The organism is Flavobacterium sp. (assembly GCF_036782315.1).
In the GTDB taxonomy this organism is placed as follows: Bacteria; Bacteroidota; Bacteroidia; order Flavobacteriales; family Flavobacteriaceae; genus Flavobacterium.
This window is the reverse complement of the sequence record NZ_DAIPZK010000013.1, coordinates 55,966-77,169: the sequence shown is the minus strand read 5'-3', so window position 1 is coordinate 77,169 and position 21,204 is coordinate 55,966. Positions and strand designations below refer to the sequence as shown.

Genomic DNA, 21,204 nt, shown 5'->3' with positions numbered 1-21,204 from the left:
AATACATGAAAAACGGAATCTACAGTTTACTAAAAGCAAAATTTCTTATAAGTGATGACGCTCTTAAGAACTGGAAATTCATCGTTTTTTTGGTAATCTTAGGAATGATGGCTATTGCAAACAATCATCAATACGATGCAAAAAATTACCGAATTACCGAATTAACCAATCAAGTAAAAGAACTGCGTTCTGAATTTGTTGATCGTCGTTCTGAATTGATGAAGTTAAAAATGGAATCTACAGTGGCTAAAAAAATGGAAGCTCGCGAAATCTATCCTTCTGAAGTGCCACCTGTGAAAATAGTAGTTGAAGATAAAGAAAACAATAAGAGTTTTTGGGATAAATTGAAAATATGGCAGTAGAAGATAAAAAAATATCGTACCGCATGTATTTTGTAGCTTTCATGTTTCTCGTGATGGCTGTTCTTGTTTTGATAAAACTTAATAATATTCAATGGGTTGAAGGGCCATATTACAGAAAGTTAGCGCAAGAAAGAACGGTTAAAAATTTTACTATCCCTGCTAACAAAGGAAATGTTTATTCGGCAGATGGAAGTTTGTTGGCTACATCAATTCCTGAATACTCTATTTATTTTGATGCTGTAGCACCTTCATCTGAACTTTTCAAAGAAAACATTCAAGCGCTTTCTGATTCACTTTCTGTAATGTTTGGAAAATCATCCGGACATTATCAAGCGAAATTGCAAAAGGCACGAGCTAATAAAAGTCGCTATTTATTTATCGCAAAAAAGTTGAGCTACACTGAGCAAATGCGAATCAAATCATTTCCATTATTTAATAAAGGAGCTAATAAAGGCGGTTTGATTATCGAGCAAAAAATTGTGAGAGAACATCCAATTGGTTTGGTGGCAAAAAGAACTATCGGTTATGAGCGTTCAAACGAAGATGGTAAAGGTTTAGAATACGCTTTTCGCGATTATTTAAACGGCAAAAATGGCCACAGAATGATGCAAAAAATTGCAAAGAATCAGTGGAAACCTATTAATGATGTAAACGAAAAAGAGCCACAAGATGGCTACGATATCATTTCAACGATTGATGTTTACATTCAAGATATTGCACATCATGCGTTACTAAAACAATTGGAATATTACAGCGCCGATCATGGTTGTGTGGTGGTGATGGAAACCAAAACAGGTCATATCAAAGCGATTTCAAATTTAGGAAGAGCAGAAAATGGTTCTTATTTTGAAACCCAAAATTATGCTATTATGGAATCTCACGAGCCTGGTTCCACTTTCAAGTTGATGGACTTAATTGCTGTTTTAGATGATAAAAAAGCAGACACAGGAACGGTTTATAATTCTTTTGGTGGCGAAATTCAATATTACGGAAGAAGAGTAAAAGATTCTCATAAAGGTGGTTACGGAAAAATTTCTTTAGCCAGAGGTTTTGAGGTTTCATCGAACACCGTTTTAGTGCAATCGGTTTATGAAAGTTATAAAAATAATCCAAAACAATTCGTAGATAGAATCAATAGTTACGGATTAAACAAACCTCTTGGCTTACCTATTAAAGGAGAAGGAATTCCAGTTATTCCTCAGCCAGGAACAAATCGTTGGTCGGGTGTATCGTTACCTTGGATGGCTTTTGGTTACGGATTATCTGTTACGCCATTGCAAACCTTAACATTATACAATGCAGTTGCTAATGATGGTGTTATGGTAAAACCAATTTTCGTTAGCGAAATCAAAGAATGGAATAAAATCATCAAGAAATTTGATACACAAGTTATCAATCCGAAAATCTGTTCGCAAGAAACTTTAGATAAAGTTCATGCGGTTTTGGAAAACGTGGTAAAGAAAGGAACAGGTTCAAAATTGTATTCAAAAGATTTCTCAATGGCAGGAAAAACGGGAACTGCTCAGGTAAATTATAAAAACAAGGCGCAATTGTATTATGCTTCTTCTTTTGTTGGGTATTTTCCAGCAGACGAACCTAAGTATTCCTGTATCGTAGTAGTTCATAAACCAAATGTTGCTGCAGGATATTACGGAGCCGATGTTGCGGGACCAGTTTTCAAAAGAATTGCACAAAAAATCTTTACGGATTCGCCTTCAATGAATCACGTGAAAAACATTGATGCAAAAGTGGTTTCCCAAGAAAAAAGCTACTCGGAATATTATAAAAAAGTAGAAAAAGAAGAGCGAATTGTTCCAAATGTAAAAGGAATGGAAGGAATGGATGCAGTGGCCTTATTAGAAAATTTAGGATTAAAAGTAATTGTGAAAGGTATTGGTAGAGTGAAAAATCAATCACTAACATCGGGACAAGCTTTTAACAAAAACCAAACTATCATAATCGAATTATCGTGAAGCAATTAAAAGACATATTATATAAAGTTCACATTGAAGCAGTTCATGGCACTACTGATGTTGTCGTTTCAAAAATTGAATTCGATTCGAGAAAAATTGAATTGAACGATGTTTTTGTAGCCATTAGAGGAACACTTTCCGATGGTCATGACTATATCGAAAAAGCATTAAGTCTGGGTGCTATTGCAATAATTTGTGAAGAATTTCCAAAAGTAATTGTAAACGGCGTAACTTATATTAAAGTAAAAGATTCTAACGAAGCTTTGGCTTACATGTCAGCTAATTACTATGAAAATCCTTCTGAAAAAATAAGATTAGTCGGAATTACGGGAACTAACGGTAAAACAACCATTGCTTCTTTGTTATATCAATTATTCAAAAAAGCAGGTTATAAAGTAGGTTTGTTGTCAACCGTTAAAATCATGGTTGACGAACAAGAATTCAAAGCCACACATACAACGCCTGATTCTTTAACGATAAACAAATATTTAGATTTGATGATACAAGAAGGTTGCGAATTTTGCTTTATGGAAGTTTCTTCGCACGGTGTTCATCAAAAAAGAACCGAAGGATTACGTTTTGAAGGTGGCGTTTTCACGAATTTATCACACGATCATTTAGATTACCATAATTCATTTGCGGAATATCGCGATGTTAAAAAATCCTTCTTCGATAATTTATCTAAAGATGCCTTTGCAATTACCAATATTGATGACAAAAACGGATTGGTAATGCTTCAAAATACAAAAGCAAGAAAATTAACTTACGCTTTAAAATCGTATGCTGATTACAAAGCCCAAATTTTAGAAAACCAATTATCAGGATTGTTGTTAAAAATTAATGATCATGAAGTTTGGGTAAAATTAATCGGTTCGTTCAATGCGTATAATTTATTGGCGATTTACGGAGTAGCTGTCGAATTAGGAATCGAAAAAATGGAAGCGTTACGTTTGCTTTCTGAATTAGAAAGTGTTTCTGGACGTTTTCAATTTATTGTTTCCGATTCTAAAATAACAGCAATTGTAGATTACGCTCACACACCAGATGCATTGGAGAATGTATTAAAAACAATCGAGGATATTCGCACTAAAAACGAACAATTGATTACAGTTGTGGGTTGTGGTGGCGATAGAGATAAAACAAAAAGACCAATTATGGCCAACATTGCGTCATCAATGAGCGACAAAGCCATTTTTACGTCAGATAATCCAAGAACCGAAAATCCAGAAATGATTATCGAAGAAATGGAAAAAGGAGTAGAACCTCAAAATTTCAAGAAAACGGTTTCCATTTTAGATAGAAAACAAGCCATTAAAACCGCTTGTCAATTAGCAAATCCAAACGATATTATTCTAATCGCTGGAAAAGGTCATGAAACCTATCAAGAAATTAACGGAGTTCGCCATGATTTCGATGATTTGAAAATAGTAACTGAATTATTACAACAATTGAATAAATAGTAGCAGTAAAGTTTTCAAGAGCCAAACTTGTAAACTTTTAAACACATAAACTTTTAAACTATGTTATATTACATCTTTCAATACTTAGACAAAGCCTTTGATGTTCCTGGAGCAGGAGTGTTTCAATACATTACCTTTCGCTCGGCATTAGCTTTTATTTTGTCCATATTAATTGCTACGATTTATGGAAAAAAAATCATTAACTATTTGAGAAACCAACAAGTAGGAGAAACCGTTCGTGAACTAGGTTTAGAAGGACAAACTGCAAAAGCAGGAACGCCAACAATGGGTGGAATCATCATCATTTTGGCTACATTAATTCCGGTTTTGTTATTAGCGAAGTTGAATAACATTTACATCATTTTATTGATTGTGACTACACTTTGGATGGGAACTATCGGTTTTATTGATGATTACATTAAAATTTTCAAGAAAGATAAACAAGGTTTAAAAGGAATTTTCAAAGTAATTGGGCAAGTTGGGTTAGGTTTAATCGTAGGAACCGTTTTGTATTTAAGTCCAGATGTAACAGTTCGTAAAGACACTTTAACATCAAGAGTAAAAATCGAAAATAATATCAAACCAGCTGATTTAGAAGAAAAATCAACAGCGACTACGATTCCGTTTTTCAAAAATAACGAATTCGATTACGCTGAAGTATTATCGTTTATGGGTGATGGTTATAAAGATTATGCTTGGTTGATTTTTATTCCAATGGTAATTTTAATCATTACAGCTGTTTCAAACGGAGCCAATTTAACCGATGGTATTGATGGTTTAGCCGCAGGAACTTCCGCAATTTCCGTACTCACACTCGGATTGTTCACATTCGTTTCAGGTAATATCATTTTCTCAGATTATTTGAACATTATGTACATTCCAAATTCGGGTGAAATGACGGTTTACATCGCAGCATTCGTTGGAGCTTTAGTTGGATTTCTTTGGTACAACGCATATCCAGCCTCAGTATTCATGGGTGATACAGGAAGTTTAACTATTGGTGGAATTATTGCTGTAATTGCTATTTCAATCCGTAAAGAATTATTAATTCCAGTAATCTGCGGAATTTTCTTAGCTGAAAATTTATCAGTAATGATACAAGTGAGTTATTTCAAATATACCAAAAAGAAATACGGTGAAGGAAGACGAATTTTCCTAATGTCACCATTGCATCACCACTATCAGAAAAAAGGCTATCACGAAAGTAGAATCGTAACCCGCTTTTGGATTGTCGGAATTCTGTTAGCGATTTTTTCACTCGTTTCTTTAAAATTAAGATAAGATGCGACTGGTAGTTTTAGGCGGAGGCGAAAGTGGAGTAGGAACCGCCATCTTAGGAAAGAAAAAAGGATACGATGTTTTTGTGTCGGATTTTGGAAAAATAAAAGAGAATTATAAAGAAGTTCTTACTATTAATGGAATCGCTTGGGAAGATGAAAAGCATACAGAAGAATTAATTCTTAATGCCGATGTAGTAATGAAAAGTCCAGGTATTCCCGAAAAAGCACCGATTGTTAAAAAGCTAATCGAGAAAGGGATTCCAGTGATTTCTGAGATCGAGTTTGCTATTCAGTTTACCGATGCAACAACAGTGGGAATTACAGGAAGTAACGGAAAAACAACCACAACGCTTTTGACGTATCATTTGTTAAAACAAGGTGGATTGAATGTTGGATTAGCTGGAAATATTGGCAAAAGCTTCGCTTGGCAAGTAGCCGAAAACAAGCATGATATTTATGTGTTGGAGTTGAGTAGTTTTCAATTAGATGGAATCATCAATTACAAGCCACATATTGCGATACTAACAAATATAAGCCCAGATCATTTAGACAGATACAATTACGATTATAGTTTGTATATCAATTCTAAATTTAGAATAACAAAAAATCAAACAGAAGCCGATTATTTGATATATGACAATGAAGATGAAGCGATTCGAAATTGGTTAAAAAACAATAAGATAAAAGCAAATAAAGTTCCTTTTTCATTAACAGGAAAACCTGAAAATGACGGAGGATATATAGAAGACAACAACATCAACAGTACTATTAAAAACGAATTATTTACTATGCCAATCAACGAACTAGCACTAGAAGGAAAACACAACATTAAAAATGCAATGGCAGCAACAGCTGTAGCGCAATTGTTGAACATTAGAAAACAAACCATCAGAGAAAGTTTGACTAATTTCCAAGGAGTAGAGCACCGATTAGAAAAAGTATTAAAAATTCAAGGCGTGCAATACATCAACGATTCTAAAGCTACGAATGTAAATTCGGTTTTTTATGCTTTGGATAGTATGAATACACCAACAGTTTGGATTGTAGGAGGTGTTGATAAAGGAAATGATTACGATGAGTTAATGCCTTTAGTTCGTGAAAAAGTAAAAGCAATCGTTTGTTTAGGTGTTGACAATACAAAAATCATCAACGCATTTAATAATGTTGTAGATGTGATGGTAGAAACAACTTCAATGTCAGAAGCAGTTCAATTAGCGCAACGTTTAGCAGAAAAAGGAGATAGCGTATTATTATCGCCAGCTTGTGCAAGTTTCGATTTATTTGAAAACTACGAAGACAGAGGAAAACAATTCAAACAAGCCGTTCATAATTTGTAAAATCTATTGTTAGCTATATAAAATGAAATAACTAAACACAATCAAAGGAAATAAGAACTATGTTTCTATGTGTTTCAAAAAAAATAAGAAATGTTCGATATCATTGGTAAAATAAGAGGAGATAAAACCATTTGGGCTATAGTTTTTCTATTGGCTTTGGTATCTTTTTTGCCAGTATATAGCGCTAGTACCAACTTAGTTTACGTTATCGGAAATGGAACTACAATCGGACATTTAATCAAACATGCTATTCATGTTTTGTTGGGTTTTGGAATCATTTTTTGGATACATAAAATGCCATATCATTACTTCAAAGCCTTATCCATTTTCGGAATTCCGTTGGTGGTTTTGTTGTTGGTTTATACCTTGTTCAAAGGAACAGAAATTGGTGGTGCAAATGCTAGTCGCTGGATTCAAATTCCGTTTGTAGGAGTGAGTTTTCAAACGTCAACCTTAGCATTCATTGTTATCATGGTTTACGTGGCGCGTTATTTGGCAAAAGTTAGCGATAAAGTGTATTCATTTAAGGAATCTTTTTTAGAATTATGGGTGCCCGTGGGAGCAGTTTTAATACTAATTTTACCAGCCAACTTCTCAACTACAGCCTTAATTTTTGCCATGATTTGCATGCTAATTTTCATCGGACAATATCCTTTAAAATATTTAGGATATGTTTTAGGAATGGGAATCGTTGCACTTTTGTTGTTCTTGTTATTAGCCAAAGCATTTCCAGATAACAAATATTTCAGTAGGGTAAGTACTTGGGAAAACCGTATCGAACGTTTTACAAAGGATACTCCAGATGAAGATGATTACCAAATTGAAAAAGCTAAAATCGCCATCGCTTCTGGAGGAGTAATTGGATTAGGAGCGGGAAAAAGTGTTCAGAAAAATTTCTTACCACAATCTTCTTCCGATTTTATTTTCGCCATTATCGTAGAAGAATGGGGATTAGTAGGAGCAGTAACCATCATAGGATTGTATTTGTTATTGTTAATTCGTTTTGTTATCAATGCTCAAAAAGCTTCGAGTTTATTCGGAAAATTATTAATCATCGGACTCGGATTCCCAATCATATTTCAAGCTTTTGTAAATATGGGAGTTGCCGTGGAATTATTACCTGTTACAGGTCAGCCATTACCGTTGATTAGTAGTGGAGGAACATCTATTTGGATGACGTGTATTGCTGTCGGAATCATATTAAGTGTTACGAAGAAAGAAGAAGAAGTGGCTTTAGACTTAGAAGAAAAACGCAAACGTGATGAAGCTTTACAGCAAATTATCGATGCGCAAGTGGCTTTGAATGAAGAAAGAGAATCCGATGAAAATCAGCAAAAAATAAATGATATTAAAAGTTCGATTAGAGAATCTTTAATTGAAGATGAAAACGGAGATGTGCTAGTAAACGGACAAAATCCAATGAACGCAGTTTTAAATAAAAAATAAAAAACAAAATCATATAATTGTCCCCTCGAGGGGACTTTAGGGGTGTAGGATGAAAAAACCAAGATTCATAATAAGCGGAGGCGGAACAGGCGGGCATATTTATCCGGCTGTTGCGATTGCAAACGAATTAAAATCTCGTTTTCCAGAAGCAGAGCTTCTTTTTGTAGGGGCCAAAGATAAAATGGAAATGCAAAAAGTGCCTCAAGCAGGTTACGCCATCAAAGGATTATGGATTTCAGGAATTCAACGAAAATTGACTTTAGATAATGCAATGTTTCCATTCAAACTAGTTTCGAGCATGGGGAATTCATTCCGAATTATCAAAAGTTTTAAACCAGATGTGGTTATTGGAACTGGAGGTTTTGCAAGCGGTGCAGTGTTGAAAGTGGCATCTATGTTGGGAATTCCAACGGTAATTCAAGAGCAAAATTCATATCCTGGAATCACCAATAAATTATTGGCTAAAAAAGCGAATAAAATTTGTGTCGCATACGAAAATTTGGAACGATTTTTTCCTAAAGATAAAATGATTTTAACGGGAAATCCAGTACGTCAAGATTTGATTAATGAAGCAAGTAAAAGTGAAGCTATCGCTTACTTTAAATTAGATGCGAATAAAAAAACCTTGCTGGTTTTAGGCGGAAGTTTAGGTGCCAGAAGAATCAATCAATTAATTGAGAAAGAATTGGATTTTCTATTGAGTCAAAACATTCAAATCATCTGGCAATGCGGAAAATTATATTTGAACGATTACTCAAAATATAATGAAAAAGAAAACGTTCAAGTAGTAGCTTTTATTGATAGAATGGATTTGGTTTACGCTGCTGCGGATGTCGTAATTTCGCGTTCAGGAGCATCATCAGTTTCGGAATTGTGTATTGTAGGAAAACCTACGATTTTCATTCCGTCACCAAACGTTGCCGAAGATCATCAAACGAAAAATGCTAAAGCAATTTCAGATAAAAACGGAGCCATTTTAATTAAAGAATCAGAATTAGAAGCCCAATTTGAAACAGTTTTTTCTGATTTAATTTCAAACGAAAGCAAGCAACTAGAATTAAGTCAAAACATAAAGAAATTAGCTAAACCAAACGCAACAAAAGATATTGTTGAAGAGATAATGAAATTAGTTTAAATGTTTCAAGTTCCAAGTTTCAAGTTGTAAAACCTGAAACAAAATAAACTTGAAACCTGAAACAAAAAAATATGAATCTAAATCAAATACATAACGTTTATTTCATCGGAATCGGAGGTATCGGAATGAGTGCTTTGGCACGTTATTTTCAATACATTGGAAAAAAAGTAGTGGGTTACGACAAAACACCTACTCAGTTAACAGATGAATTGCAAGCTATCGGTTTAGAAATTCATTTTGAAGATAATATCAGTCTAATTCCAACTGATTTCTATGTTGAAAATACATTAGTAATCGTAACGCCAGCCGTTCCAGTTTCGCATTCGGAATGGAATTATTTCATCGAAAGAGGATTTACAATTAAAAAACGCGCTGAAGTTTTAGGAATCATAACAAAAGACACCTACTGTTTCGCAGTTGCTGGAACACATGGGAAAACTACAACTTCAAGTATTTTAGGTCACGTTTTATATGAAAGTGGTGTTGATGTAACGGCTTTTTTAGGCGGAATAGTTGAAAACTATAACTCTAACTTAATTGGTTCAGGAAAAACAGTTACGGTGGTGGAAGCGGATGAATTTGATCGTTCGTTTTTGCATTTGCATCCTAATGTTTCTTGCGTAACGTCAATGGATGCCGACCATTTAGATATTTATGGCGATGCAGCAAGTATAGAAGATTCTTTTAGAGAATTTGCGGCCAAAACGCCAAGTGAAAATTTATATGTAATCAAAGGATTACCATTGGAAGGGAATACTATCGGAGTTAACAATGATGCCGATTTTTCAGCCCAAAATATCCGAATTGAAAACGGGTTTTATGTGTTTGATGTAAAAACACTAACTGAAGTAGTTCAAAATGTAAAATTTGGTTTGCCAGGTCATCATAATTTGACAAACGCATTATTAGCTTTTGCTATGGCGAAATCTTATGGCGTTTCAAATGAAAAAATTAGTGCAGCTTTAGCAAGTTTTAAAGGAGTAAGAAGACGTTTTTCATTTCAAATTAGAGAAGAAAAATTAGTGTATATTGATGATTATGCACATCATCCAACCGAAATTAACGCGGTGCATCAAGCGGTTCGTGAATTGTATCCTGGTAAAAAAATCATCGCTGCTTTTCAACCGCATTTGTTCAGTAGAACGAAAGATTTTGTGGATGGTTTTGCAGAAAGTTTAAGTCAATTCGACGAGATTTTATTGTTGGAAATTTATCCCGCTCGCGAGTTGCCAATGGAAGGTGTAAATTCGACTTGGTTGTTGAATAAAATTAACAATCCAAATAAGAAATTAGTCAGCAAAGACGAGTTATTCACGGCTTTTGAAAATTCAGATGCAGATGTGTTTGTAACTATTGGCGCGGGCGACATTGGTGAGTTAGTAAAAGATCTAAAAAAAGCGCTTCATGAGAAGAATTAATTGGCATACTATTCGCTTGTTGTTAATCATTTTTACTATGATTTTCCTGTACTCTTTTTCGTCAAAGAGAAATAGTCAACGTAAAATCAATAAGATAGAGATCAAATTTGAGTCGAATGAGAATATGTTTTTAACACATGAAATGGTTAATAACTTGTTAATACAAAATTTTGGAGGTGCTTCAACAATTCAAAAAGATAAATTAGATTTGAATACTTTAGAAGCTGTACTCGATGATCACGAGATGATTGAAAAAGCACAAGTTTTTTCAACAGTAGACGGATTTCTAAATACGCGTATTACTCAAAAGACCCCAATCGTAAGAGTTATTACTGATACTGATAGTTACTATCTTGATTCGAAAGGAGATAGGATGTCTTTGTCGGAGAATTTTTCAGCACGTGTTCCGCTGGTTGTCGGCGCAATAAGTGAAGAAAATTGTAAGCCATTTTTGAAGTTGTTTAACGAAATCAATAAAGATGATTTCTTAAGCAAAAACATTACGGCTGCTGAAATTATGCCTTCTGGAAATGTGGTGTTAACCAACAGAAGTTATGATTACAAAATAATATTTGGGAAACCAAAGAACGTGGAAAGAAAGTTTAAGAATTATAAGGCTTTTTACCACCATGCTATTAGAGATACATTGATAAAAAATTATAAAGAAGTAAACTTGATGTTTATACAACAAGTGGTTTGTAAGAAATAAGTGAAGTTATGAACAAAGACAACATTGCAGTAGGATTAGACATTGGTACAACTAAGATTGTAGCGATGATAGGGAAGAAGAATGAATACGGTAAGCTTGAGATTCTTGGAGTAGGAAAATCAAAAAGTTTAGGTGTTCACCGAGGTGTTGTAAATAATATTACGCAAACCATTCAGTCAATTCAGCAAGCAGTTACAGATGCTGAAAACGACTCGGGTTATAAAATCAATGATGTTGTTGTTGGTATTGCAGGTCAACACATTCGCAGTATTCAACATAGCGATTATATCAGTCGTCCAAATGCTGAGGAAGTGATTGGTGATGCTGACATCGATACTTTAATCGGACAAGTGCACAAATTAGCAATGTTGCCAGGTGAAGAAATTATTCACGTATTGCCACAAGAATTTAAAATAGACGGTCAAGCCGAAATTAAAGAGCCTATCGGAATGTATGGTGGAAGATTAGAGTCTAGTTTTCATGTGGTGGTAGGACAAGCGGCTTCGATTCGTAATTTAGGAAGATGTGTTAAAAGTGCCGGATTAGAATTATCTGGATTAACATTAGAGCCATTAGCTTCGGCTGATGCAGTATTGAGTCAGGAAGAAAAAGAAGCAGGAGTTGCTTTGATAGATATAGGTGGTGGAACAACAGATTTAGCCATTTTTAAAGATGGAATCATTCGTCACACAGCGGTTATTCCTTTCGGAGGAAACGTAATTACGGAAGATATTAAAGAAGGATGTTCAATCATCGAAAAACAAGCAGAGTTGTTAAAAACTCGTTTTGGTTCGGCTTGGCCGGGAGAAAATAAAGATAACGAAATCGTTTCGATTCCTGGTTTAAGAGGTAGAGAACCAAAAGAAATTTCGTTAAAAAACTTGTCAAAAATTATTCACGCTAGAGTTGTGGAAATTATCGAACAAGTTTATGCTGAAATCAAATTATACGGACACGAAGATCCTAAGAAAAAATTAATTGCTGGTATTGTATTAACGGGTGGTGGAGCACAATTGCAACACATCAAACAATTAGTGGAATACATTACAGGAATGGATACCAGAATTGGTTATCCAAACGAGCATTTAGCAGGAGATTCAGACGAAGAATTGTCAAGTCCATTATATGCTACAGCGGTTGGTTTAGTAATGAACAGTATTCGAAACAATACAAAAAGTGCTACTCCGTTTGTAGAGATGAAAAAAGAAGAACCTGTGGTGGTTCGCCCTCAAGTAGTGGTTGAAGAACCAATTATTGAGGAAGTAAAAGAGGAGCCAAAAGCAACTCAGCCTATCAAACACGAAACAACAGATGACAAAATCAAACGTTCGTTTTTTGATAAATACATTGATAAGATTAAAGAATTTTTAGATAACGCAGAATAAAAGGAGATACTATGTCAGAATTTGGAAACATTTCATTCGATTTACCTAAAAACCAATCTAACGTAATTAAAGTAATTGGCGTTGGTGGTGGAGGTAGCAATGCCATTAACCACATGTTTAAACAAGGTATTAAAGGTGTTGATTTTGTAGTTTGTAATACTGATTCTCAGGCATTACAAAACAGTCCTGTACCAAATAAAATTCAGTTAGGGGTAAGCTTAACCGAAGGTTTAGGAGCTGGTGCTAATCCTGAAGTAGGTCAACAATCTGCTATTGAAAGTATTGCCGAAATTGAAAAAATGTTGGATAGCAACACCAAAATGGTTTTCATTACCGCAGGAATGGGTGGTGGAACAGGTACTGGTGCGGCTCCTGTAATTGCGCAATTAGCAAAAGAGCGCGACATTTTAACAGTAGGTATTGTTACGATTCCTTTTCAATTTGAAGGAAAAGTTCGCTCTGAGCAAGCGTTAGCCGGAGTAGAACGCTTACGTAAACAAGTAGATTCTTTAGTTGTTATCAATAATAATAAATTACGTGAAGTATACGGAAACTTAGGTTTCAAAGCAGGTTTCTCTAAAGCAGATGAAGTGTTATCTACTGCGTCAAGAGGAATTGCTGAAGTTATTACACATCACTACACTCAAAATATCGACCTTAAAGATGCTAAAACAGTATTATCAAACAGTGGTACTGCTATCATGGGTTCTGCAACTGCGTCTGGACCAGATAGAGCAAAACAGGCGATTATGAGTGCTTTAGATTCTCCTTTATTAAATGATAATAAAATCACAGGTGCTAAAAACGTATTGTTATTAATCGTTTCTGGAACTGACGAAGCTAACGAAATCACAATTGATGAAATTGGAGAAATCAATGATTTTATACAGTCAGAAGCAGGTTACAATGCGAATATCATCATGGGAGTTGGTGAAGAAGAAGCTTTAGGAGAAGCTATTTCGGTAACAGTTATTGCTACAGGTTTTAATGTAGAGCAACAAGCTGAAATCGTAAATACAGAACCTAAGAAAATTATTCATTCGTTAGAAGATGAGCAAAAAATTGTTCATGAATTAATGAATAAAGCGGCTTCAAACATTACGGTTAATAATCCAATTTTCGAAACTCCAAAAGTAGAAGAAATAAAAGCGGATATCATCAATCCTATTTGTGACGAAGTGGTTGAGCAAAAAATAGTTTTCACTTTAGAAGAAGAAGTTGAAGAGCCAAAGTTTGAAATTCATACACCAGTTGCTCCAGCAATGGATTTAGTTCCAACTTCTGAGTTGATTAAAAATATTGATGTAACATTTGAAGTAATTACACCAAATGTAGCACCAACATTCGAAATCATCACGCCACAAATCAGAGAAATCGAAGTAAAAGATCCTGAGTTTGTAGTTGCAAAAGAAGAAGAAATCAGTTTTTCATTAGATTTGTTCGCAACAAAAGAAGAAGTAAAAGAAGTAACTCAAGAAAGTACTATTGTTTTCGAATTAACTCCTGAAACACGCCAAATGGAAGTTAAAGATCCAATCAACGTGGTTCCGGTTACTGAAGTAAATCAAAACGGAATTATCAAATATTCGTTAGAAGATTACTTAGAAAAAGAAGAAGAATTAGTAGCTTCAAAACCAGTTGCAGTAGTTAACGAACCAGTTGATGAGGAGTTAAACTTCACTATGAAAACCAATGTTCAAAAGTTGGAAGACGAAATCAAATTAGACAACGTTTCTCCATTAGAAATGTCAATCGAAGAAACGTTGAAATTCAGAGCAGAAGAACGTAAAAGAAAAATGAAAGAATTCAATCATAAATTCAACAACAATGCACAAATTGATGAATTTGAAAGAGTTCCAGCATATAAAAGAATGGGGTTAGACGTTGCATCACAACCTAACACTGCAAGCAATCAGTCTCGAATGTCATTAGGAATCGATAGTAACGATGATATCCAACTTCGTTCTAACAATTCGTTCCTTCATGATAATGTAGATTAATCTATTACAAACTAACCTACCCATAAAACCCGAAGAGCAATTTTCGGGTTTTTTTATTACTTTTGCATTGAATTTTTTTGAACCTATTTCCAGCTGTTCATTACAAGTTTTTTTGATTATCCTGTCATTTTTCTAATTTTTAAAAAGAGCTTCTTAGGTCGCTTTTTTAAAAAAAGAAAAATTGACACCCTAATTCAAAAAAGCTTTCCATTGCCATCTGGGGTAGTAAAGAAAAAAGAGGATAGAGAATAGAAGTTAGACTAACTTGAAACCTGAAACCTGAAACAAAAAATAACAATTAAACAATAAACATAAATATATGAGTTTAGAAGCAAAAATCATGGATCACATGAAAGAAGCCATGAAAGCAAAAGATAGCGTAGCTTTAGAAGCGTTAAGAGCAATTAAATCGGCAATCATTTTAGCGAAAACAGAAGCTGGAGCTACAGATACATTAACTGAAGATCAAGAAATTAAAATGTTACAGCGTTTGGTAAAAATGCGTAAGGATAGTGCAGAAATCTTTACAAAACAAAACCGCCCTGATTTAGCCGAGCCAGAATTAGCGCAAATTGCAGTAATTGAAAAGTTCTTGCCAGCTCAGTTGTCAGAAGAAGAAGTGGAAACAATCATTTCAAAAATCATTGCAGAAACAGGTGCTTCAGGAATTGCTTCTATGGGAAAAGTCATGGGCTTAGCAACTGCTCAAATTGGAGGACAAGCAGAAGGAAAAGTAATTTCTGGAATTGTAAAGAAATTATTAGTTTAATAGAATAGTGAAAAGTAAATAGTGATAAGTAAAAAGTCCAAATTTTGCTTATCACTTTTTACTCATCACTTATTACTCAAAAAAGGCTTCGTAGCTCAACTGGATAGAGCACTGGATTTCGGCTCCAGCGGTTGGGGGTTCGACTCCCTTCGAAGTCACATAATTACAACACCAGCCTAGCATGGTGTTTTTTTATTTCATATAAACAATATTTTTACGTTATTTGTAAAATAGTCTCAAAATTTATGCAAACACCCCCAGTCGAACACGAATTATTTTTTGCTGATTACATTGCAATGTTTGTGGTGGTAGCGCCTTTTGCAACAATATTTTTTGCTTTTGCATTTTATGTAACTGAAATTGTTTATTTACGAAATTATAAAAAACCATTAGTAGTATTTGCAAATGTTAATTTTTTAAAGTTAAACGATTCTCGAAAGCATATTTTGACTTCTAATTTTCAATTTTACAATCGTTTAAAGCCTAAATATAAACGCTATTTTGAACATCGAGTAGCTAAGTTAATTTATCATTATAATTTTGAAGGAAGAGATATTGAAGTTACAGAAGAAATGAAAGTAACTATCGCTGCAACGTATGCAATGCTAACCTTTGGTATGCGCGAATATTTGAATCCGCTTTTTAAAAGAATCGTTATTTATCCTGATATCTATTATTCGTCTCAAAATGACAATTACCACAAAGGGGAATTCAATCCAAGAATGGAATGTGTTGTTTTTTCATGGAAACATTTCAAAGAAGGTATCGATATCACAAATGATAATCTAAACTTAGGATTGCATGAGTTTACCCACGCTTTTCATATTTATGCCTTAAAAAGTGATAAAGCAACTTTTGTTTTATTTAACGAATCACTTCAAAATTTATTTCGAGTAGTTTCAAAGCCTGAAGTAAAACAACGATTAATTGAATCGGGTTTTTTACGCGATTATGCCTATGAAAATCAATTTGAGTTTGTTGCTGTTTTATTAGAATATTTCTTCGAATCTCCTGAAGAATTTAAATTGAAATTTCCATCTATCTTTTTGAAAGTGAAACACATGATTAATTTTAACGAAAACTATTTTATAAACGAATAGAAGTTAAATATCTGACATAAGTCATGTTTTGATGTTGAATTATTGACTAACTTTATGTCAATAAATATCAATATTATGAAATCGCCAATAAAAACGAATTTATATGAATAAAAACAAATTCTAAAAGGTGATAACATAAGTGAAAATTAAACTATAAAACTTACACTTATGAAACAAAAGGTTCCTGTGTCAACTATAATGACCAAAAACGTAGTAAAGTTAAATTTATCAGATGATTTAACTAAGGCTGAAATGCTGTTTAAAAAGCATCATATACGACACATTCCTGTTGTTTACAGTAACAAAATTGTGGGAATGTTAAGTTATACAGATTTGTTACGAATTTCTTTTGCAGATGCCATTGATGATGACGAAGATGTAGTAGATACAACAGTTTATAATATGTTTACTGTTGAACAAGTTATGGCGAAAAAGCTAGTTTCTATTTCTCCTGATACAACAATTAAAGAAGCTGCAGAGATTTTAGCCAAAAAAGAGTTTCATGCACTTCCGGTTTGTGAAGGTGAATTGTTAGTGGGGATAATAACCACAACCGATTTAATAAAATATTTAATTGATCAATATTAAATGAAAAAGCCTAACACTTTAAAATGTTAGGCTTTTTTGAATTACTTCGTAATCCTTTTCAAATCTGCTATAGTTGCAATTGGATCTTGAGCACCAAAAACAAAACTTCCAGCTACTAAAACGTCAGCACCAGCATCAGCTAATTGTTTGGCGTTTTTACTGGTTACACCGCCATCAATTTCAATTAAGGTAGAAGCATTCTTTTTGTTGATTAATGCTTTTAATTTTTCAACTTTTGAATAGGTATTTTCGATAAATGATTGTCCTCCAAAACCTGGATTTACACTCATGATACAAACCAAATCAATATCTTGAATTACATCTTCTAATAAATCTACATTTGTGTGTGGATTCAAAGCTACTCCAGCTTTCATTCCTTCTGCTTTAATCGCTTGAAGTGTTCGGTGTAAATGCGTGCAAGCCTCGTAATGTACTGTTAAAACATCAGCGCCTAATTTTTTAAATGTTGAAATATATCGGTCTGGATCTACAATCATCAAGTGTACATCGATGGTTTTTTTTGCGTGTTTGTTGATGGCATCTAAAACAGGCATTCCAAAGGAAATATTCGGAACAAAAACACCATCCATAATATCAATGTGAAACCAATCGGCTTCACTTGTATTAATCATTTCGATGTCGCGTTGTAAGTTAGCAAAATCAGCTGCCAAAACTGATGGAGCAATAAGTGTGTTTTTCATAAACTTGTAAAGTGTGTGTTGTTGAGTGCAAAGATAGTTTTTAGTTTAAAAGTTTAAAAGTTTTGCAGATTAAAAGATTTAACTCTGAATAAATTCCTCTTTTGGGTTAGGTGGCTAAAAAATAAAACTCCGGTAATCAGCCGGAGTTTCAATCATCAATCAAAAAACGAACAGTCTTAGACTGTTGTTGCTTTCAAGTTTCAAGTTTAAGGTTTCAAGTTATTATGAGTAACGTGAAACTTTAAACCTGAAACAAATATATTATCCTAAATATGTTTTTAATATTTTACTTCTAGAAGTATGTTTTAATCTTCTAATCGCTTTTTCTTTAATCTGACGAACACGCTCACGAGTTAAATCGAAAGTTTCACCAATTTCTTCTAAAGTCATTGGGTGTTGGTCACCTAAACCAAAATACAAACGAACCACATCAGCTTCTCTTGGAGTTAAGGTTTCTAGTGCTCTTTCAATTTCGGTTTGTAATGATTCGTGAATTAATTCTCTATCTGGATTTGGAGATTCACCTGAACGTAAAACGTCGTATAAGTTTGAATCTTCTCCTTCTACTAAAGGGGCGTCCATTGATAAGTGACGACCTGAGTTTTTCATTGACTCTTTTACGTCATTTACCGTCATATCTAATTCTTTTGCAATTTCTTCAGCCGAAGGAGCACGCTCATTTGATTGCTCTAATAAAGCATACATTTTGTTGATTTTATTGATAGAACCAATTTTATTCAACGGTAAACGTACAATACGTGATTGTTCTGCTAAAGCTTGTAAGATAGATTGACGAATCCACCAAACGGCATATGAAATAAATTTGAAACCACGCGTTTCGTCGAAGCGTTGTGCGGCTTTAATTAAACCTAAATTTCCTTCGTTAATTAAATCAGGAAGTGTAAGTCCTTGATTTTGATATTGTTTTGCTACTGAAACTACGAAACGTAAATTAGCTTTAGTTAATTTCTCTAAAGCGCGTTGATCTCCGGCTTTAATTCTTTGTGCTAATTCAACTTCTTCGTCAGCAGTAATAAGGTCAACTTTTCCAATTTCTTGTAGGTACTTGTCTAAGGAAGCAGTTTCACGATTGGTAACCTGCTTGGTAATTTTAAGTTGTCTCATCTAAATTTTCTCCTTACTTTTTTAAAAGTTCTGGTTGTTATACGTAAGAAGTTTCAAAAAAGTTACAAAAAATAATAATAAATTTCAAAAGCCTCAATTTTTCAACAAAATTGAGGCTTTTTATGAATTAACTTAACTAAATTAACCTTGAGGTTTGTCTTTTTTCTCAATAGGTTTTTCTTCTCTTGGAGGTCTTGGTAAAAGTGCTTTTTTAGACACTTTTTCTTTTTTAGTTTTTGGATCAACACCTAGATATTTTACCATGAAAACATCACCCATTTTAACAACATCAGCTACATTTTCTGTTCTTTCCCAAGCCAACTCTGAAACGTGTAATAAAACTTCATTTCCTGGCGCTTTTGTATATTCTACTACAGCTCCAAAATCTAGCATTTTAATTACTTTTACTTCATAAGCTTCTCCAATTTCTGGTTTGAAAATGATAGAATCAATTTTTGCTAATACTGCGTCGATTCCTTCTTGGTTAGTTCCTAAGATTTCAACTACACCTTGCTCGTCAACTTCGTTAATAACAATTGTAGTTCCAGTTGCTTTTTGTAATTCTTGAATTACTTTTCCACCTGGACCAATTAAAGCGCCAATGAAGTTTCCAGGAATTGTTCTGGTAATGATTTTTGGAGCTTTTGGTTTAACTGTTGAGCGCGGTTGTGCAATAGTTTCAGTGATTTTTCCTAAAATATGCATTCTACCTTCTCTTGCTTGACCTAAAGCTTGCTCCATAATGTCGTAACGTAAACCATCAATTTTGATGTCCATCTGACAAGCTGTAATACCGTCAGCAGTTCCCGTTACTTTGAAGTCCATATCCCCTAAGTGATCTTCATCACCTAAGATGTCAGATAATACGGCAAATTTCTCTCCATCTGTGATTAATCCCATTGCAATACCAGAAACTGGTTTTACCATCTGAACTCCAGAATCCATTAATGCCATAGTTCCAGCACAAACTGTAGCCATAGAAGAAGAACCGTTAGATTCTAATACTTCAGAAACTACACGAATAGTATAAGGACAATCTGCAGGAATCATATTTTTTAAAGCTCTTTGAGCTAAGTTACCGTGACCTACTTCTCTTCTTGAAGTTCCTCTTAAAGGTTTTGCTTCACCTGTTGAGAATGGAGGGAAGTTGTAATGTAAGTAAAATTTCTCTTCGCCTTGTTCAGATGGCGAGTCAATTACATTTGCTTCTCTTGAAGTTCCTAAAGTTACAGTAGCTAATGCTTGAGTTTCCCCACGTGTAAAAATAGAAGAACCGTGTACAGATGGTAAATAATCAACTTCACACCAAATTGGACGAATATCAGTTGTTTTTCTACCGTCTAAACGAATTCCTTTTTCTAAAATTACGTTACGAACCGCTGTTTTTTGAACTTTATAATTGTATTTGCTTACTAATTCTGCTAAATCTGGATTTTCGGTATATTCTTCTTCTGAGAATAAAGCTTTAACTTCTTCTTTAACAGCTGCAAATTTTTCTCCTCTTTCGCTTTTTGCTGATGCTTCTTGAGCAATAGCATAATATTTGTCATAAGAAGCGGCTTTTACTTTTGCATAAACGCTTTCGTCTTCTTTCTCTGGTTCATATTCTCTGTAAGCTGGTGAACCAACTGCTGCTCTTAATCTTTCTTGAGCATCAATTTGAACTTTAATCGCTTCATGAGCAAATTTAATTGCTTCAACCATTTCAGCTTCTGAAATTTCTTTCATTTCGCCTTCTACCATACATACAGAATCTCTAGAAGCTCCAATCATCATATCGATATCAGATTGTTCTAATTCTTCTCTACTTGGGTTGATAACTAATTTTCCATCGATACGTGCAACACGAACTTCAGAAATTAAGTTGTAAAAAGGAATGTCAGAAACAGCTAATGCTGCAGAAGCTGCTAATCCAGCTAAAGCATCTGGCATTACATTGTCGTCATGACTCATTAATTGAATCATTACTTGCGTTTCAGCGTGGTAATCGTCTGGGAAAAGTGGACGCAATACACGGTCAACTAATCTCATAGTTAATACTTCGCTATCACTTGGACGCGCTTCTCTTTTGAAGAAACCTCCAGGGAAACGGCCAGCTGCTGCGAATTTTTCGCGGTAATCTACTGTTAAAGGTAAAAAATCTACCCCAGGATTGGCAGTACGGGCTGATACAGCAGTAGCTAATAGCATGGCATCGCCCATACGAACCACGACAGAACCATCTGCTTGTTTGGCTAATTTTCCAGTTTCGATTGAAATGCTTCTTCCATCTCCTAAATCGATTGTTTCTTGGAATACTTTTGGAATCATAAAATTTTAATTCTTAATTAAACAAAGGGTCAGTTGTGTTGTTGTTGTGTGTAGTTGTTTGTAACCCAATGAAAAACCAAACTTTTTCTGTCAATATAAACAAAAC

Annotated in this window: 17 protein-coding genes and 1 tRNA gene; 15 read left to right on the top strand and 3 right to left on the bottom strand. The window is 34.2% G+C overall.

Features of this window, described 5'->3' with window-relative positions:
* Positions 1-5: 5 nt before the first annotated feature.
* The 15 genes from V7P59_RS11310 (at position 6) to V7P59_RS11240 (ending at position 16,962) form a co-directional block, all read left to right on the top strand.
* On the top strand, positions 6-362 hold the full coding sequence (locus tag V7P59_RS11310) for an FtsL-like putative cell division protein (RefSeq protein ID WP_333810265.1): 357 nt from the start codon (positions 6-8) through the stop codon (positions 360-362).
* Positions 353-2,335, top strand: coding sequence for a penicillin-binding protein (locus V7P59_RS11305; protein ID WP_333810264.1), 1,983 nt, complete (start codon positions 353-355; stop codon positions 2,333-2,335). The genes V7P59_RS11310 and V7P59_RS11305 overlap by 10 nt, the downstream gene beginning before the upstream one ends.
* Positions 2,332-3,795, top strand: coding sequence for a UDP-N-acetylmuramoyl-L-alanyl-D-glutamate--2,6-diaminopimelate ligase (locus tag V7P59_RS11300; RefSeq protein WP_333810263.1), 1,464 nt, complete (start codon positions 2,332-2,334; stop codon positions 3,793-3,795). Before V7P59_RS11305 ends, V7P59_RS11300 begins: the two co-directional genes overlap by 4 nt.
* A gap of 60 nt (positions 3,796-3,855) precedes the next feature.
* The gene (gene mraY, locus V7P59_RS11295) at positions 3,856-5,076 is read left to right on the top strand and encodes a phospho-N-acetylmuramoyl-pentapeptide-transferase (RefSeq protein ID WP_333810262.1); all 1,221 of its coding nucleotides are present in this window, start codon (positions 3,856-3,858) and stop codon (positions 5,074-5,076) included.
* A 1-nt stretch (position 5,077) separates the two neighbouring features.
* On the top strand, positions 5,078-6,412 hold the full coding sequence (murD, locus tag V7P59_RS11290) for a UDP-N-acetylmuramoyl-L-alanine--D-glutamate ligase (protein ID WP_333810261.1): 1,335 nt from the start codon (positions 5,078-5,080) through the stop codon (positions 6,410-6,412).
* Between the two features lie 90 nt (positions 6,413-6,502).
* Positions 6,503-7,858 carry an FtsW/RodA/SpoVE family cell cycle protein gene (locus V7P59_RS11285; RefSeq protein ID WP_333810260.1) on the top strand — a complete coding sequence of 452 codons (1,356 nt, stop codon included), beginning with the start codon at positions 6,503-6,505 and terminating at the stop codon, positions 7,856-7,858.
* A 49-nt stretch (positions 7,859-7,907) separates the two neighbouring features.
* Complete coding sequence (gene murG, locus V7P59_RS11280) at positions 7,908-8,993, top strand: undecaprenyldiphospho-muramoylpentapeptide beta-N-acetylglucosaminyltransferase (protein ID WP_333810259.1); 1,086 nt, start codon at positions 7,908-7,910, stop codon at positions 8,991-8,993.
* A 71-nt stretch (positions 8,994-9,064) separates the two neighbouring features.
* A complete protein-coding gene (gene murC / locus V7P59_RS11275) occupies positions 9,065-10,411 on the top strand; it encodes a UDP-N-acetylmuramate--L-alanine ligase (protein WP_333810258.1) in 1,347 nt (448 codons plus the stop codon).
* Positions 10,398-11,120 (top strand): cell division protein FtsQ/DivIB, encoded by a 723-nt coding sequence (locus V7P59_RS11270; RefSeq protein WP_333810257.1) that lies wholly within the window; start codon positions 10,398-10,400, stop codon positions 11,118-11,120. Before murC ends, V7P59_RS11270 begins: the two co-directional genes overlap by 14 nt.
* Positions 11,121-11,128: 8 nt before the next feature.
* Complete coding sequence (ftsA, locus tag V7P59_RS11265; RefSeq protein WP_333810256.1) at positions 11,129-12,505, top strand: cell division protein FtsA; 1,377 nt, start codon at positions 11,129-11,131, stop codon at positions 12,503-12,505.
* Between the two features lie 11 nt (positions 12,506-12,516).
* Positions 12,517-14,505, top strand: coding sequence for a cell division protein FtsZ (gene ftsZ / locus V7P59_RS11260; RefSeq protein ID WP_333810255.1), 1,989 nt, complete (start codon positions 12,517-12,519; stop codon positions 14,503-14,505).
* A 319-nt stretch (positions 14,506-14,824) separates the two neighbouring features.
* Positions 14,825-15,274 carry a GatB/YqeY domain-containing protein gene (locus V7P59_RS11255; protein ID WP_333810254.1) on the top strand — a complete coding sequence of 150 codons (450 nt, stop codon included), beginning with the start codon at positions 14,825-14,827 and terminating at the stop codon, positions 15,272-15,274.
* 84 nt (positions 15,275-15,358) lie between these two features.
* A tRNA-Arg gene (locus tag V7P59_RS11250) sits at positions 15,359-15,432 on the top strand.
* Positions 15,433-15,519: 87 nt separating this feature from the next.
* Entirely contained in the window at positions 15,520-16,374 is an 855-nt protein-coding gene (locus V7P59_RS11245; protein WP_333810253.1) for a zinc-dependent peptidase, read from the top strand.
* A 168-nt stretch (positions 16,375-16,542) separates the two neighbouring features.
* A complete protein-coding gene (locus tag V7P59_RS11240) occupies positions 16,543-16,962 on the top strand; it encodes a CBS domain-containing protein (protein WP_333810252.1) in 420 nt (139 codons plus the stop codon).
* A gap of 41 nt (positions 16,963-17,003) precedes the next feature.
* Here V7P59_RS11240 and rpe read toward each other — a convergent pair whose 3' ends face one another.
* The 3 genes from rpe to V7P59_RS11225 all read right to left on the bottom strand — a co-directional run bounded on the left by rpe (position 17,004) and on the right by V7P59_RS11225 (position 21,098).
* Positions 17,004-17,663, bottom strand: a complete 660-nt coding sequence (gene rpe / locus V7P59_RS11235) for a ribulose-phosphate 3-epimerase (RefSeq protein WP_333810251.1) — start codon at positions 17,661-17,663, stop codon at positions 17,004-17,006.
* Positions 17,664-17,924: 261 nt separating this feature from the next.
* Positions 17,925-18,788 (bottom strand): sigma-70 family RNA polymerase sigma factor, encoded by an 864-nt coding sequence (locus tag V7P59_RS11230; RefSeq protein ID WP_014389330.1) that lies wholly within the window; start codon positions 18,786-18,788, stop codon positions 17,925-17,927.
* Between the two features lie 141 nt (positions 18,789-18,929).
* Positions 18,930-21,098, bottom strand: coding sequence for a polyribonucleotide nucleotidyltransferase (locus V7P59_RS11225; protein WP_333810250.1), 2,169 nt, complete (start codon positions 21,096-21,098; stop codon positions 18,930-18,932).
* Positions 21,099-21,204: the final 106 nt, after the last annotated feature.

Excerpts from the sequence above, each read along its gene's own strand:
- V7P59_RS11310 (WP_333810265.1), top strand. The coding sequence starts at position 6 with ATGAAAAACGGAATCTACAGTTTACTAAAAGCAAAATTTCTTATAAGT.
- V7P59_RS11305 (WP_333810264.1), top strand. The coding sequence starts at position 353 with ATGGCAGTAGAAGATAAAAAAATATCGTACCGCATGTATTTTGTAGCT.
- mraY (WP_333810262.1), top strand. The coding sequence starts at position 3,856 with ATGTTATATTACATCTTTCAATACTTAGACAAAGCCTTTGATGTTCCT.
- murD (WP_333810261.1), top strand. The coding sequence starts at position 5,078 with ATGCGACTGGTAGTTTTAGGCGGAGGCGAAAGTGGAGTAGGAACCGCC.
- V7P59_RS11285 (WP_333810260.1), top strand. The coding sequence starts at position 6,503 with ATGTTCGATATCATTGGTAAAATAAGAGGAGATAAAACCATTTGGGCT.
- murG (WP_333810259.1), top strand. The coding sequence starts at position 7,908 with ATGAAAAAACCAAGATTCATAATAAGCGGAGGCGGAACAGGCGGGCAT.
- murC (WP_333810258.1), top strand. The coding sequence starts at position 9,065 with ATGAATCTAAATCAAATACATAACGTTTATTTCATCGGAATCGGAGGT.
- V7P59_RS11270 (WP_333810257.1), top strand. The coding sequence starts at position 10,398 with ATGAGAAGAATTAATTGGCATACTATTCGCTTGTTGTTAATCATTTTT.
- ftsA (WP_333810256.1), top strand. The coding sequence starts at position 11,129 with ATGAACAAAGACAACATTGCAGTAGGATTAGACATTGGTACAACTAAG.
- ftsZ (WP_333810255.1), top strand. The coding sequence starts at position 12,517 with ATGTCAGAATTTGGAAACATTTCATTCGATTTACCTAAAAACCAATCT.
- V7P59_RS11255 (WP_333810254.1), top strand. The coding sequence starts at position 14,825 with ATGAGTTTAGAAGCAAAAATCATGGATCACATGAAAGAAGCCATGAAA.
- V7P59_RS11245 (WP_333810253.1), top strand. The coding sequence starts at position 15,520 with ATGCAAACACCCCCAGTCGAACACGAATTATTTTTTGCTGATTACATT.
- V7P59_RS11240 (WP_333810252.1), top strand. The coding sequence starts at position 16,543 with ATGAAACAAAAGGTTCCTGTGTCAACTATAATGACCAAAAACGTAGTA.
- rpe (WP_333810251.1), bottom strand. The coding sequence starts at position 17,663 with ATGAAAAACACACTTATTGCTCCATCAGTTTTGGCAGCTGATTTTGCT.
- V7P59_RS11230 (WP_014389330.1), bottom strand. The coding sequence starts at position 18,788 with ATGAGACAACTTAAAATTACCAAGCAGGTTACCAATCGTGAAACTGCT.
- V7P59_RS11225 (WP_333810250.1), bottom strand. The coding sequence starts at position 21,098 with ATGATTCCAAAAGTATTCCAAGAAACAATCGATTTAGGAGATGGAAGA.